The organism is Pseudomonas sp. NPDC087342, assembly GCF_044744265.1.
In the GTDB taxonomy this organism is placed as follows: Bacteria; Pseudomonadota; Gammaproteobacteria; order Pseudomonadales; family Pseudomonadaceae; genus Aquipseudomonas; species Aquipseudomonas nunensis.
Window position 1 is genome coordinate 54,992 of record NZ_JBIUXZ010000010.1, and the last position, 14,378, is coordinate 69,369.

Annotated in this window: 12 protein-coding genes; 5 read left to right on the forward strand and 7 right to left on the reverse strand. The window is 59.8% G+C overall.

The genetic code is table 11. The features are described 5' to 3' along the window. Positions 1-227 precede the first annotated feature (227 nt). The 5 genes from ACIOYV_RS20190 to ACIOYV_RS20210 form a co-directional block, all read right to left on the reverse strand. Positions 228-629 (reverse strand): biopolymer transporter ExbD, encoded by a 402-nt coding sequence (locus ACIOYV_RS20190; protein WP_003220570.1) that lies wholly within the window; start codon positions 627-629, stop codon positions 228-230. Position 630: 1 nt separating this feature from the next. After that, complete coding sequence (locus tag ACIOYV_RS20195) at positions 631-1,356, reverse strand: MotA/TolQ/ExbB proton channel family protein (protein ID WP_054047869.1); 726 nt, start codon at positions 1,354-1,356, stop codon at positions 631-633. A 45-nt stretch (positions 1,357-1,401) separates the two neighbouring features. Next, positions 1,402-2,223, reverse strand: coding sequence for an energy transducer TonB (locus tag ACIOYV_RS20200; RefSeq protein WP_401326402.1), 822 nt, complete (start codon positions 2,221-2,223; stop codon positions 1,402-1,404). Between the two features lie 362 nt (positions 2,224-2,585). Then, positions 2,586-2,912 (reverse strand): hypothetical protein, encoded by a 327-nt coding sequence (locus ACIOYV_RS20205; protein ID WP_401326405.1) that lies wholly within the window; start codon positions 2,910-2,912, stop codon positions 2,586-2,588. Between the two features lie 210 nt (positions 2,913-3,122). Then, the gene (locus ACIOYV_RS20210; protein WP_401326408.1) at positions 3,123-5,474 is read right to left on the reverse strand and encodes a TonB-dependent receptor; all 2,352 of its coding nucleotides are present in this window, start codon (positions 5,472-5,474) and stop codon (positions 3,123-3,125) included. Positions 5,475-5,639: 165 nt separating this feature from the next. Here ACIOYV_RS20210 and ACIOYV_RS20215 point away from each other — a divergent pair, with 165 nt between their 5' ends. Both ACIOYV_RS20215 and ACIOYV_RS20220 read left to right on the forward strand, forming a co-directional pair. Further along, positions 5,640-6,584: a LysR family transcriptional regulator gene (locus ACIOYV_RS20215; protein WP_290026785.1), complete on the forward strand. Its 945-nt coding sequence runs from the start codon at positions 5,640-5,642 to the stop codon at positions 6,582-6,584. Positions 6,585-6,737: 153 nt separating this feature from the next. Next, the gene (locus tag ACIOYV_RS20220; protein WP_401326410.1) at positions 6,738-8,354 is read left to right on the forward strand and encodes an alkaline phosphatase family protein; all 1,617 of its coding nucleotides are present in this window, start codon (positions 6,738-6,740) and stop codon (positions 8,352-8,354) included. A gap of 82 nt (positions 8,355-8,436) precedes the next feature. Here ACIOYV_RS20220 and ACIOYV_RS20225 read toward each other — a convergent pair whose 3' ends face one another. After that, positions 8,437-9,357 carry a TauD/TfdA family dioxygenase gene (locus ACIOYV_RS20225; protein WP_163907695.1) on the reverse strand — a complete coding sequence of 307 codons (921 nt, stop codon included), beginning with the start codon at positions 9,355-9,357 and terminating at the stop codon, positions 8,437-8,439. A 183-nt stretch (positions 9,358-9,540) separates the two neighbouring features. Here ACIOYV_RS20225 and ACIOYV_RS20230 point away from each other — a divergent pair, with 183 nt between their 5' ends. Beyond that, a complete protein-coding gene (locus ACIOYV_RS20230; protein WP_054047883.1) occupies positions 9,541-10,461 on the forward strand; it encodes a LysR family transcriptional regulator in 921 nt (306 codons plus the stop codon). A 98-nt stretch (positions 10,462-10,559) separates the two neighbouring features. Here ACIOYV_RS20230 and ACIOYV_RS20235 read toward each other — a convergent pair whose 3' ends face one another. Beyond that, positions 10,560-11,573 carry an ABC transporter substrate-binding protein gene (locus ACIOYV_RS20235; RefSeq protein ID WP_401326414.1) on the reverse strand — a complete coding sequence of 338 codons (1,014 nt, stop codon included), beginning with the start codon at positions 11,571-11,573 and terminating at the stop codon, positions 10,560-10,562. A 381-nt stretch (positions 11,574-11,954) separates the two neighbouring features. Between ACIOYV_RS20235 and ACIOYV_RS20240 the strand changes: the two genes are divergently transcribed. Further along, on the forward strand, positions 11,955-13,553 hold the full coding sequence (locus ACIOYV_RS20240) for an ABC transporter permease (RefSeq protein ID WP_401326417.1): 1,599 nt from the start codon (positions 11,955-11,957) through the stop codon (positions 13,551-13,553). Next, complete coding sequence (locus ACIOYV_RS20245) at positions 13,550-14,365, forward strand: ABC transporter ATP-binding protein (protein ID WP_401326420.1); 816 nt, start codon at positions 13,550-13,552, stop codon at positions 14,363-14,365. The genes ACIOYV_RS20240 and ACIOYV_RS20245 overlap by 4 nt, the downstream gene beginning before the upstream one ends. Positions 14,366-14,378: the final 13 nt, after the last annotated feature.

Below are 14,378 nucleotides of genomic sequence, written 5' to 3' on the forward strand. Positions count from 1 at the left end.
AGGAATAAGAAGCTATTTATTAAGACCTATATCGAATATGAACAGTATTCCCCTGTGGGAGCGAGCTTGCTCGCGATGGGGCCCTGACATTCAACATTGATGCTGACTGAACTACTGCTATCGCGAGCAAGCTCGCTCCCACAGGGTCCGGTGGGGCGGCATCTATCGCGGAATAAAAAAAGGGCCGCACCCTGCCAAGGAGACGGCCCCGGAAAACTTGAAATCTGTTAGCGCGCGGTAATCACCGACAACTTGGTAATCCCCGCCCGCTCAATGGACGCCATCGCGCGCGCCACTTCGCCGTAATTCACCCCGTCATCGGCCTGCAATTGCACGCGCACTTCGGGGTCCTTGGCCTTCGCCGACTTGAGGTTGAATTCCAGCAAGTCCGGCTGGATTTCATCCTTGTTGATAAACAACTTGCCGGCACCATCGATGCTCACCACTAGCGGATCTTTCTGCTCCACCGGGGCCACGGCCTCGGTCTTGGGCAGGTTGATCGGGATCGCGTTGGTCAGCAGCGGCGCGGTGACGATAAACACCACCAGCAGCACCAGCATCACGTCCACCAGCGGCGTTACGTTGATCTCGCTCAGCACCTCATCACTGTCTTGCGTGGAGAAGGCCATATCAGGACGCCTCCTTCACTTTCTGCGCGCCGCCCTGAGCGACCACTTTGTGCGAGGTCGGGTGAATCAGCAGGCGGAACGAACTCTTCTGCGCCAGGCTGTAGAAGTCATGGGCGAAGTCATCCAGGTCCGCCGCCGTCAGTTTCAGGCGTCGCAAAAAGTAGTTGTAAACCAGCACCGCCGGCACCGCGACGGCGATCCCCACACCCGTGGCAACCAGTGCCGCGCCAATCGGCCCCGCGACTGTTTCCAGGCTCGCCGAACCCGCTGCGCTGATGCCTTTCAACGCTTCCATGATCCCCCACACCGTGCCGAACAAACCAATGAACGGCGAGGTGCTGCCAATACTTGCGACCACCGCCAGCCCGGTTTCCAGCGAACGGCGCTCGCGGACGATCTGCTGACGCAAGGCGCGCTCCAGGCGATCCTGATGATTGATCGCCTGGCTCAAGTCATTCGCCGGCGGCGCTTCACCGACCTGGATTGCCGCGTAACCCGCCTGGGCCACACGCGCCGCCGCACCCGGTTGGGTTTCGCTCAATTCGGCCGCCGAGTCGAGACTCGAAGCGGCCCAAAACTGTTTATGAAATTTTCGATCCTGGGCTTTCAGGCGACCGAACTGCACGCCCTTGAGCAACGCCAAACCCCAGGTGGCTACGGAAAAAACCACCAGCAGCCAAATCACCGCGCTTTCGATGGATTCAAGTGGAGAGGCCAGTAACGTCATGATGTATTCCCTCGTGTAAATTTTTCGCGCGAAATTGGTTTCGGTTTAATGAATCTTGAAATCGATGGGCACGCTGACCCAGCCATCCTGGGCAACATCACCTTGCTTGGCCGGGACGAAGCTCCAACGCTTCACCGCGTTCAACGCGGCCTCGTCGAGCTGATCGCGACCACTGCTTTTCTGAATCTGGATTTCACCGGGCTTGCCGTTGGCCAGCACATGCACCCGCAACATCACCGTGCCTTCCCAACCGCGACGCTGAGCCAGGGATGGGTATTCCGGCGCCGGGTTCTTCAGGTACGCCGCATTCGCCGAAGCCGGAGTAACCGGTGCCGGCGCTGGTGGCGCGGGCGGTGCCGGGGCCGCGACAGGCGCTGCGGGTTGTGGCGGCGCCGGTGGTTGCTCGACGGCTTTGGGAGCCGGTTTTGGCACAGGCTTGACCACAGGTTTTGGCTTGGGAATCGGTTTCGGTGGCGGCGGCTTCACGGCCAACTCGTCTTGCACCGGCGGCGGTGGCTCGACCACCGGTTGAGGCGGCGGTGGAGGTGGAGGCGGTGGAGGCGGCTCGACCACGGGCGGCGCCGGACGCGAAAACTCGATGGTCATCGGCGGAATTTCTGGCGGTACGATCGGCAGTTCTTTGATCGGCTGTTGATTGACCCAATAGATCACCGCGCCATGCACCAGCAACGCCAGCACGCCAAGCAGGATCGCTTCACGTCGGCTCAAAATACCCTTGGGCGCCCGCTGCAAACGCAACTGGCCCAACGGCACGCGATGCACCCGGCCGAGGTCGACCAACTCGCCACTCGGCGCCTGGCGCCAAAGCACCTCTTGTGCGCCGGCGGCGGTCTGGACATTGCCCATTGATTAACTCCCTGCGGTCTCTTTGCGAATAACCCCATACACCCGCTTATCCATCCCCCGCGCGGCGTATCGAGGGGCCAATCATTGGGCCAGACGCTTATCTCTTAAAGTAATCTTTAAAGTTATGGATAGATCCAGATCGAATATGAAAAGCAGTCAAATTCGCCAAAGCCACGTCGTACAAGGCTTGCAGCGAAGCACCGGAAAAACGATGCTTTCCGAGCATTGAAAGTATTCGTGGAAGGCATCGATTTGTGAGAAAAGTATTGAGGAGTTACAACTAACTACAGTGTTATCGCCCACAAACGAAAACAGGCTGATGCATGTTCAATGCATCAGCCTGTTGTTTGTTACAGCGCGGTTTACTGCTTGACGAACTCTCCAGCCAGACCCACTACTTCGCCATCAAAGTTGGTACGGGAACCCACCGCACGAACTTTTTTGTAATTGTGGTCAGGTGAAAACAACGACCATGCTTGAAAACCACTGCTGCCATTCAGCCCGGTGAACGTGATGGTGGTAGGTTGTCCGGTGCTGTTCTGGAAATGATAATGCCCATAGCTGACATCGTAGTTCACGCCGCCCTGGCTGAACGTACCGCTGAAGGTGCCGTTGGAATCGTTGCCATCGGTAATCACCAGTTTGGCGCCAGCGTTGTCGTTTACGTAAGTACCATTAATGCTCGACATGGTTCGACTTCCTTTATCTGTTAAATAAGTGTCTTCCGATGAGAGCAAGTTTCCTCCTGGAAACTCACGAAACAGAGCATGGTTCGACAATCGTTTATTGTCCACGCGGAAACAGACTTATTATTCGACGAAAATGCGATATCTACTATGCAGAGTCTTCATAAGTTATTCCGAAACAATCAAAGATTACTTCCTACAGTACTAAGCCAGTCAGAAATCATAGCGACCGGTTACCCCCAACGTCCGAGGCGTCCCGAGCAAGCCTTCATAACCACCATTCCCGCCGGTCCACAACGTCGTGTAATAGGTTTTATCGAAGGCGTTTTTCAGCCACAGCGAGACATCCCACTGCCCCTGGTTGAAGTCGCCACGCAGGCCTGTGGATAAGTTGACCACCGCATAACTCGGGATCTGTCCGTAATCGGAATCCTCCACCGTGCCCACGGCTTTGGAGCGGAAGGCGTAGCTGGCGGTGACGTACTCTTCGAAACCGTTGCTCAGGTTCCATTTGTATTCGCCGTTGGCGTTGCCGATCCATTTCGAGGCACCGACCACCTGATGGCCGCTCAGGTCGCAAGACGCCGGCGCGCCTGGGCGCAAGCTGACTTCCGGCGGGCACGGCGCATCTTTGTAGGAGAGGTAGCTGACGTCGTTGAAGGAGCCGTTGAGGTTCAGGGTCAGGCCGCGCCACGGGATGATCGTGCTTTCGACTTCCACGCCGCGAGAGCGCACGGAGCCGGCGTTGGTCAGGTATTGCACGCGGTTGACGTCGTCGTAGGCGTTGGTCTGGTAGGCGTTGACCTGGGTCCAGAACACGTTGGCGTTGAGTTGCAGGCGGCGGTCCCACAGGGTGCTTTTGAAGCCGAGTTCGGCGTTGTTGGCGCGCTCGGTGCCGATCAGCAACGAGTCGGCGCCTGCCGTCGGTGCGGAGCCGACCGCGAGGTTCACGCCGCCGGACTTCTCGCCGTGGGACAAGGTCGCGTAGCCGAGCAGGTCATCGGTAAAGCGATAACTTAGGTTCAACAGGCCGGAAGGGCTTGAGCTGTACTGATTCAGATCGCCGGAGTCGTAGGCACCCGTACGACCGCGTCGTGCCGTGGCCGCCGCCCCCGTCACCGCTGCGCCACCTACCGGAGCATCACGCGTCACCCAGGCGTTTTTCTCTTCATAGGTGCCACGAACGCCGGCGGTAAAGTCCAGACGCGGTGTGAGGTGCCAAGTCCCTTGGGCGAACAGCGCAAAACTGTTGGTTTCGATATGCCCATTGCCGACGCTGTCGACGTTGGCCAGTGCGCCCCGTGGCGTGCCGTTCCAGATGTCTGCTTGCGGGCCGTAATAGGAGAAGGATTTGTTGTCCAGGTCCGAACCAAAGTAATAGGCGCCGAGCACGTAATCGAAGAATTCACCCTTGGGCGAGGCGAGGCGGAATTCCTGGGAGTACTGCTTATCCTCCACCGAAACCCCGGCGTTGTAGCTCGCTGGCACGTTCAGGCCATCGTCGTTGCGCGGGGTGAAATTCCACCAGCGATAGGAACTGACCGACGTCAGGGTGAAGTCGTTTGGCAAGGTCCAGTTGGCCTCCAGCGACGTGCCGCCCTGATGCACCGTGACGTGCTGGTCGTTGTCCAGATTGACCTTGCGATGCGAGCCATTCACCAGCGTCGCGCCGGCCGCAGCGGCCCGTGCCGAGTAAAGGTTGACGCCGTTGATGGTCGGCCCGGTGCTGTACAACACGCGAGTGCCGGCGCTGGAATCCTCTTCGTTGTAATCGCCGATCCAGCGCAGATTGAACGACTCGTTGGGCTTGTACAGCAACTGCCCACGGAAGCCGTCGCGGGAACCGCCGTTCAAATCATGGCCGTTGAATTCATTCTTGATGTCGCCGTCGCTGCGGGTGCGATACGCGGAAAAACGCCCGGCGAGCTCATCGTTCAACGGGCCGGAAATCGTGCCCTTGGTCTGGAAGTAACCGTCCTCGCCCACTGAAGTTTCAATGCTGCGTTCCGGGGTAAATGTCGGCGCTCGGGTGCTGATGTTGATCACGCCGGCGGTGGTGTTCTTGCCGAACAGCGTGCCTTGCGGACCGCGCAGCACTTCGAGCTGTTCGATGTCCATCAGGTCGAACACCGCCATGCCCGGCCGCCCGAGGTAAACGTTATCGATGTAAAGCCCGACGCTGCCCTCCAGGCCATCGCTGGCCGGGTTGTTACCGAGGCCGCGAATCGACACGCTGGACTGGCGCGCATGCATGTAGGCGACATTGACGCTGGGCACCAGTTGTTGCAGATCCTGAATGCGATAGACCCGCTGGGTTTCCAGGGCCTGGCCGCTGACCACGCTCATTGGCGTCGGCACATCTTGCGAACTTTCTTCACGACGGCGGGTGGTGACGGTCACGGTTTCCAGTTGCGAACTGTCCGCTGTGGTCTTGCCAGCAGGCGCCGCTTCCGGAGTCGCGGTGTCGGCCGCGTAAGCCTGGGCGCTTCCCGCCAGCAACAGGGCCAGGGGCAGGCGTTTGAGCCGTCGGGGCGATAAGGGTGACGCAAGGTTCAACGGACTCATGGGGCGGCTCCTGGTCAAAAAACACGCAACGACTTTTTGCACTGCATATTCTTTAAAGTTATTTATTTATGTTTTTACAAAGATTTACTGCATAAGAGATTGCCTTTATAAGGAGTCGACCTAATGCATATCCAATGCATTTGCCCGATATTTTTTATGTGAAAAATGCATATCGATTTGCGCCAGCTCAGACACTTCATCGCCCTCGCCGACCAGCGCAGTTTCGTCGCGGGTGCGCAGGCCGTGAACCTCTCGCAATCCGCCTTCAGCCGCAGCATCCAGGCGCTGGAACACAGCGTCGGTTGTCAGTTGGTGGATCGCGGACGCAAGGACCTGGCGCCGACCAAACAAGGTCAGGTGCTGCTCGAACATGCGCGGCGGCTGGTCAGCGGCGCGCAGCAGATGGCCAACGAGATCAGCCAGTTCAATGGCCTGGAGGCCGGCGAGTTGCGCTTCGGTTGCGGCCCGGCGCCAGCGGCGGGATTGATTCCTCGCGCGATCGGCGCCTTCATCGGGCGCTATCCGAAAGCGCGGGTGCAGTTCCAGGTGGACGATTGGCAGAGCCTGAGCAAGCGACTGCTGAGTGAGGAGTTTGAATTTTTCGTCGCCGACACCCGCTATTTCGAAGCGGACCCGGACTACCTGACCCAACGCCTGCGCCCGCGCAAATGGCATTTCTGCTGCCGCGCCGGGCATCCACTGGCGGGACGTGAAAGTGTCAGCGCGGCGGAGTTGATGAGCTATCCGATGGCCGTCACCATCCGCCCGCCGAACCTGCGCAAGGTCATCGTCGACCTGAGCGGCCGCCCGGACTTCACGCCGAATGTGGAATGCGAAAACAGCTACAGCCTGTTGAGCGTGGTGATGCGTTCGGATGCGATCGGGATTGTCGGCGCGTACGCCGATGCGCTGCATCATGCCAAGGGTGAATTGGTGTGTTTGAAGATTGATGGGTTGGCGGATGACTTGGAGGAAATGTACACGCGGTACGGGATTGTCAGTCGTGCCGGGTATCGTTTGTCGCCGCTGGCCGAGGCGATGATTGCGCAGATCAAGGAGATTGATCAGCAGGATGAAGAGGTGTGTTCGCTGGAGAATCTGGCCGTCTGATCGGGCCTCTTCGCGGGCAAGCCTCGCTCCTACGGTTTTGTGGCGAGCCCGGACCTGATGCACCCACTGCATAAACCTCATTCCCCAAATGCACTTGCCTCAACCCCGCCCCACCAGCGAAAACCCTCGCCTGTCTTCTGATCGGTGAACCCTATGCCCCACACCCAAAAAACCGTGCGCAACGTGCTGTACATCATGTGCGATCAACTGCGTCGCGATTACCTGTCGTGCTACGGCCACCCGCACTTGCACACGCCCAATATCGATCGCCTGGCCGCTGCCGGCGTGCGTTTCAGCCGCGCCTACACCCAAGGCACGATCTGCGGCCCATCGCGGATGTCGGCCTACACCGGGCGCTATGTCAGCAGCCATCAAGTGGCATGGAACGCGGTGCCGTTACCCCTGGAAGAACTGACCATCGGCGACTATCTGCGCCCCCACGGCATCCGCACCGCGCTGGTGGGCAAGACCCACGCCACGCCCAATCTGGATGCCTTACAACGCCTTGCCATTGACCCGCTCAGTGAGCAGGCAGAGGTGTTGAACGAGGTCGGTTTCGAAGCCTTTTTCCGCCACGACGGTATCTTCCCCGACGACCCGCTATTCGACGATAAACGCGAGTCCGCGCCCTACACCCATTACCTGCGCGATCACGGCTTCGAGGGCCGCAACCCGTGGCACGACTGGGCCAACGCGGCCGAAGGCGAACGGGGCGAAATCCTCAGCGGCTGGAAAATGCGCAACGCTCATTTGCCGGCACGTGTCCCCGAACAGCATTCGGAAACGGTCTACACCACCGACCGCGCCATCGACTTTATTGGCGAGCAAGGCGAGCAGCCGTGGTGCCTGCACCTGTCGTACATCAAGCCGCACTGGCCCTACATCGCCCCGGCGCCGTATCACGCGTTGTACAGCGCCGATCAGGTGATTGATCCGGTGCGTGCAGCGGCTGGCGAGGCAAGCGATCACCCGGTGTACAACGCGTTTCGCCAGCATGAAGAGAGCCTGAATTTCTCCCGCGACGAGGTGCGCCTGAACGTGGTGCCGACCTACATGGGCCTGATCAAACAGGTCGATGATCAGCTCGGGCGGTTGTTTGATTTTCTGCAGAGCAATGGTCGTTGGGATGACACGCTGATTGTGTTCACCAGTGATCACGGCGACTTCCTGGGCGATCATTACCTGGGGGAAAAAGAGTTTTTGCTGGAGCCGGCGGTGGGGATTCCGCTGATCGTGCGCGATCCGCGTGTGGCGGCGGATGTTACCCGGGGATCGGTGGATGATCGGCTGGTGGAAACCATCGATGCGTTGCCTACATTTCTGGAAGCATTAGGATTGCCTAGCGCTGATCACCGACTCGAAGGGCGCTCGCTGATCCCGCTGTTGCACGGCAAGGAAACCGACTGGCGCCGCTATGCGATCAGCGAATACGACTACGCCTTCCAGGCCCCGGCGCGGGAGCGCCTGGCGCAACCGATCGACCGCTGCCGCATGACCATGGTGCGCAGTGAGCGCTGGAAATACCTGGCGTATGACGGCTTTCGGCCGCAGCTGTTTGATCTGCTGAATGATCCGCAGGAGTTGCAGGATTTGGGCGCGGATCCGGCGTATGCAGCGGTGCGCGAAGAGCATGCGGGGTATTTGTTCGAATGGGTGCGCGGGTTGAAGCGGCGCACGACCATCAGTCATCAAGAGATTGATTTACGTGGGCAGCGGTTTCGTTATGGCGAGCCCGAAACAGAGAAATTGGTCCAGATCGGGGTGTGGTGAAAGAGCTTCGCGGGCAAGCCTCGCTCCTACAGGTCATTCGCGATCCCCTGTAGGAGCGAGGCTTGCCCGCGAAGGCGTCAGATCAGACGCCGACGATTTCAGCCCCTTTAATGGTCTGACTCCGCTGCCCCGCCACGCCCACCGGCACTTCACCCTTCAACGTCACCCGGCGAACAATCCGGTCCTGGGTGCCGTAGTCATCCACCGCGTAATGCTGGGTCGAACGGTTATCCCAGATCGCCACATCGCCGGCCTTCCAGCGCCAGCGCACGGTGTTTTCCAAACGGGTGACATGGCTTTGCAACAAGCCGAACAGGTGCGCCGAATCCGCCTGGGAATAACCCTTGATGCGCTTCACGAAATGCCCCAGCAGTAAGCTCTTCTCACCGCTGATCGGGTGCACGCGCACCACTGGGTGTTCGGTCTCGTAAACCGTGGAGGTGAAGATCTTGCGGTAGCGCTCCAGCTTCTCCGCCGACACGTCGGGCTTGGCGCCGGCATAGTCGTATTCGTTGCTGTGCACAGCGGTAAGTTTGTCCGCCAGTTCGCGCAGTTCCGGCGCCAGTTCGTTGTAGGCCGTGGCGGTGTTGGCCCAGAAGGTGTCGCCGCCGAACGCCGGGGCCACCACCGAACGCAGGATCGAGGCTTTCGGGTAGGCGTCGACGAAGGTCACGTCGGTGTGCCAGGAGTTGGCGCGCTGGCCTTCAGCACCGTCGAGTTCCAGCAGGTAACGGGTACCGTCGCGCACCGGCACGGTCGGATGCGCCACAGGCTCGCCGAGCAAATGCGCGAAGGCTTCCTGGCTCTGGTCGTCGAGTTGGGTCTGCTCGCGGAAGAACACGACTTTGTACTGGACCAGCGCCTGCTGGATCGCTTCGACGGTATCGGCATCCAGTTCGCCGGAGAGTTGCACGCCACGGATCTCGGCACCGATCCGACCGGCCACCGGATGGATTTCAAGCGCGTGAACAGCGGGTTTTACAGCTAAAGCGGCATTGCTCATGGGTAGACCCTCGATCGGACTGCTGACGGTTGAGCGGCAGCGAAACATTGCTCTATCTATATTCAATTTAGGTCTAATAGATATTCACATGCTTCGTTGACGGAATAAGAGCTTGCATTTAAAACCTCAAGCAACCTTCGTCGCAAATGCCTTCGAGCTATTTTTAGGATGCCGCAAAAGCATATGGATCTTCGCCAGTTGCGCTACTTCATCGCCCTCAATGAGCACCGCAGTTTTGTCCGCGCGGCCGACGCCATGGGCATCACTCAACCGGCGTTCAGCCGCAGTATCCAAGGGCTGGAGCAAGAGTTCGGCTGCGTGCTGGTGGATCGTGGCAACAAGGATTTGCGCCCGACGCCCGAGGGCCAGGTGGTGCTGCAACATGCCTTAACCCTGGTGCAAGGCGCGGCGCTGCTCAGCGCCGAAGTGACGCAGATGACCAAGCTCGATGCCGGTGAATTGCGCTTCGGTTGCGGCCCGGCGCCCGCGGTGAAACTGGTACCGGACGCAGTGGCGCAATTCATCAACGCGCACCCGAAAGTGCGCACCTGTTTCCAGGTGGATAACTGGGAAAAACTCAGCCGCGCGCTAAGCCGTGAAGAGATCGAATTCTTCATCGCCGACATCCGCCATTTCGAAGCCGACCCGAACTTCCAGACCCAGGCCCTGACGCCCAAGCGCGGAGTGTTTTTCTGCCGGCCGGGGCATCCGCTGTTGGTGAAGGACAGCCTGTCAACCAACGACATGTTCGACTATCCGCTGGCGACCACGCTTATCCCGCCGGGCATTCGCAAACTGCTGGCGAACCTCAGTGGGCGGATGGATTTTTCACCGACCATCGAGACCGAGCATTTTCCGGCGCTGGTGAAAGTGGTGCTGCAATCGAATGCCATCGGCATCGGCACGGAAGAGGCGTTTGTCGAGGACATTGCCAAGGGTTCGCTGGTGCTGCTGCACTGGCGCAACTTGCCGCAGAACATCGAAAGCATGAACGCGCGGTGCGGGATCGTCAGCCGCACGGGGTTCCGGTTGTCGCCGGCGGCGCGGGCGATGATTGAGACGTTGGTGGCGGTGGATAAGCAGCAGATTTCCGTCGCGGTTTAGGGCCTCTTCGCGGGCAAGCCTCGCTCCTACAGGGGAACGCAAATGACCTGTAGGAGCGAGGCTTGCCCGCGAAGGCGTCCTTATGAGCGCTACAAATTTCAGAGCTTGGCAGCAGCCAACTCAGGCACCACCCAATCCGTCACCTTGAACGGCTTGCGAATCAACTTCTGCTGCGAAGCCAAATCCACCGCATCCTGCAATTTCCCCAGGAACACCGGGTCCAGGGTCGACGGGAACACTTCGCTCAACTTCTGATCCTTCAAGTCCTGCTGAAGAATCACCGCCGGGTAACTCGCCAGCCCCGACACCAACTGAATGTACGCATCCTTGTTGCTGTCCTGGGTCAGCCATTCCACCGCTTGCTGCTGCGCCTTCAGCAATTTCGCGACGACATCAGGATGCTCGTCGACAAACTTGCCGGTGCCGACCAACACCGCCTGTACACTGCCCGCGCCCCCCAGATCCTTGGTGTTCAACGGCAACTCGGCCAAACCTTTAGCCTGAAGCGCCGTCAGCCCGGAGCTGCCCCAGGACGCATCGATCTGCTTGGCCGCCAACGCCGCAACCGCTCCGTTAAAGTCCAGGTTGATCACCTTCACGTCTTTCTCGCTCAACCTCTGGCTGGCCAGCGCCGCATCGAAGGATAACTGCGTAGCGGTACCACGGAAGATCGCCACGCGTTTGCCTTTGAGGTCTTGCAGCGTCTTGATCCCCGACCCGGGCACCACGCCCAGATACTGTTTCACGCCCCGCGCGGAGGCGCTGAGCAGCCGGGTATCCAGCCCATTCGACTTGCCAATGATCGCCGCAAGATCTCCGAGGTAAGCCAGGTCCACCTGACCATTGGCGAACGCTTCGTTGATCACCGGACCGGCGCCCTTGAAGAAACTCCACTGAATCTTGATGCCCTGATCGGCGAAGGCTTTTTCGTAGATCTGCTGGTCGCGCAAGACATCCGCGATGCCGCCGCCACTGTGCTGGGTACCGGCGCTGAGGTCGGGCACGGCGATGCGGATTTCCTTGAGTTCATCGGCGTGGGCAGTGAACGCCAACAACCCCGCCAGTGCCGGAATGGCGAACAGACTGATGACACGTTTGAAAGGACGATTCATGGGTGCGGCTCCTGGTGGCAACGGCGTTGAGGAGCAGAACGTAGGCTGAATCGGAGCCAGCGCTTAAATACTATAAATTCACATTTTTATATCTTTTGGATCTATGCCAGTCAGGACGCGGCTCTTGGGCGGGTATGCATAAACAGCATCGAAAATATTCTTCGAATGCATTGGATGCGTGTGGGCTGTAGGCCTTAAATGGCTTGGCTTATCTCTCAATAGTATTGATTTGAATTTTTATAGATCGATTTCGCATACACCGCCCCCTGTAGGAGCGAGGCTTGCCCGCGAAGACGTCTGTCCATCCAACATTGATGGCGACTGACACTCCGTCTTCGCGGGCAAGCCTCGCTCCTACAAGGTCAAAAACGGAGGTCATCCATGGCCCGTGTTTCCCTTCTCAGCCTGCCGCTGCTCGCGCCGCCGCTCAACGGCCGCCGTCTTTGGCCGAGCCTGAGCCAACGACTGCTGCCTTGGTTGCTGCCCGTCAGCCTGTTCGCACTCTGGTGGCTGGCCAGCCGCAATCACTGGATGAGCGAGCAAATCCTGCCAGCGCCGTCGCTGGTCTGGAGCAGCGCCATCGAACTGTCCCAGGGCGAGTTATGGAGTCATCTGTGGATCAGCCTGCAACGCCTGTTCTGGGGTTTGCTGGCCGGGGTCAGTGCCGGTGCAGTGTTGGGCGCGTCACTGGGTTTCAGTCGGCGTCTGGAGCGTCTGGTGTTCCCGACCTTCGCCGGGTTGGCGCAAGTTCCGACCCTGGCCTGGATTCCGCTGTTCATGGTGTTTTTCGGCATCGGCGAAGTGTTGAAACTGGTGGTGCTGGTGAAGGCCATTGTGGTGCCGGTGACGCTGCACACGTTAGTCGGCGTGCGCGATGCGCAACCCAAACTGCGGGAAGCCGCCGCCGTGCTGCGGCTGCCCACCCGCTTGTTGATTCGTCGTCTGGTGTTGCCCGCCGCGTTGCCGGCGTTCATGGCCGGCGTGCGTTTGGCGCTCGCGGCCGGGTGGACGTCGTTGCTGGCAGTTGAACTGCTGGCCTCCAGCGAAGGCATCGGTTACCTGATGGTCTGGGCGCGGCAGTTGTTCATGCTCGACATTGTCTTTGTGGTCATCGTGGTTATTGGTGTGATCGGCGTGGCCATGGATCGCGGTATCGGTCTGCTGGACAAAAAACTGGTGCACTGGCCGCACCCGGCCACCGCCGAGATTCGCCGAGGCCCGCGTTATGAAGGCTGGCAACGCCTGCAACCCTGGCTGCTGCCTCTAGCGCTGCTGGCGCTGTGGCAAGTGACTACGGATCAGCAATGGATCGACGCGAATATTCTGGTAAGCCCACTGACGGTTTTGGAAACCACCTGGCACGGTTTGCTCGACGGCACCTTGATCGGCGGCATGGCCCTGAGTCTAGGCCGCACCCTCGGCGGTTTGTTGCTGGGCGGCGGCCTCGGGTTTGCGTTGGGCCTGCTGCTGGGTTTGTCGCGCACCAGTGAACGAGTGCTCGGCCCAACCCTCGCCGCCATCCGCCAGATCGCAATTTTCGCCTGGGTGCCGTTGCTCACCGCGTGGTTCGGCCTCGGGGAATTGGCCAAGTGGGTGTTCGTCGCCCTCGCCGCGTTTTTCCCGCTGTTTATCGCCACCCAACGCAGCGTCGCCAACCTCTCGCCACAACTCAACGAAGCCGCGCAAGTGCTGCGCCTTAACCTCGGTCAGCGCCTGCGTCGTTTGGTCTTGCCGGGCGCCGCGCCAGGGATTTTCGCCGGCCTGCGCCTGAGCCTGATCTACGCCTGGCTCGGCACCATCGGCGCCGAATATTTCATGCCGTCCAACGGCGGCATCGGCAGCCAGATGATCGGCGCCCAGCAACTGCTGCGCATGGACCTGATCATGGCCGGCATGCTCCTGGTGGGCCTGACCGGCGCCCTGCTCAACCTCATTGGCCAACGCCTGGAAATCCGCGCGACCCGCTGGAGACACGCATGAACGCACCGATTGTCAGCTTCAACCACGTGGGCAAATCCTTCGATGTCGACGGCTTCGAACTGGAAGCGATTCGCGAATTCAACCTGGACATTGCCGAGGGCGAATTCGTCGCCATCGTCGGCTCCAGCGGCTGTGGGAAGTCCACGTTGCTGCGGTTGTTGGTTGGCCTCGATACGCAGTTTCGCGGGCAGATTACCGTGGACGGCAAAGCGGTCACCGGCATCGGTGGCGAGCGCGGCATTGTGTTTCAGGAACACCGTTTGTTCCCGTGGCTGACGGTGGCCGACAACATTGGCCTGGGCCTGGTCAACGAAGCGCTGAGCGCCGAGCAAAAGCAAAAACGCGTGAATGATTTCATCGAACTGGTCGGCCTCAGCGACTTCACCCGCGCCTACCCGCACCAACTCTCCGGCGGCATGGCGCAGCGGGTCGCGATCGCTCGCGGCCTGGTCGCCAGCCCTCGAATTCTGCTGTTGGACGAACCCTTCGGCGCCCTCGATGCCCTGACCCGCCAGCAGATGCAGGACGAGCTACTGGCAATCCGCGCTCGGGCGAAAATCACCACGATCCTGGTCACCCACGATGTGGAAGAAGCAATCTTCCTTGCCGACCGCGTGGTGGTGATGGAGCCGCGTCCCGGCCGGATCAAGCAAGTGGTCGATATCGCCCTGCCCCATCCGCGCCAGCGCAGCAGTTTCGACTTCCACCAATTGCGCGAAGAACTGCTGCACGAACTCACGAGCGATGACCACTACCAACCCGCCGTGCCGGTGCAGATCCGCGACCTGCCGCTGTCCTTCATTGCCTGCTGAACAGGAGACTTTT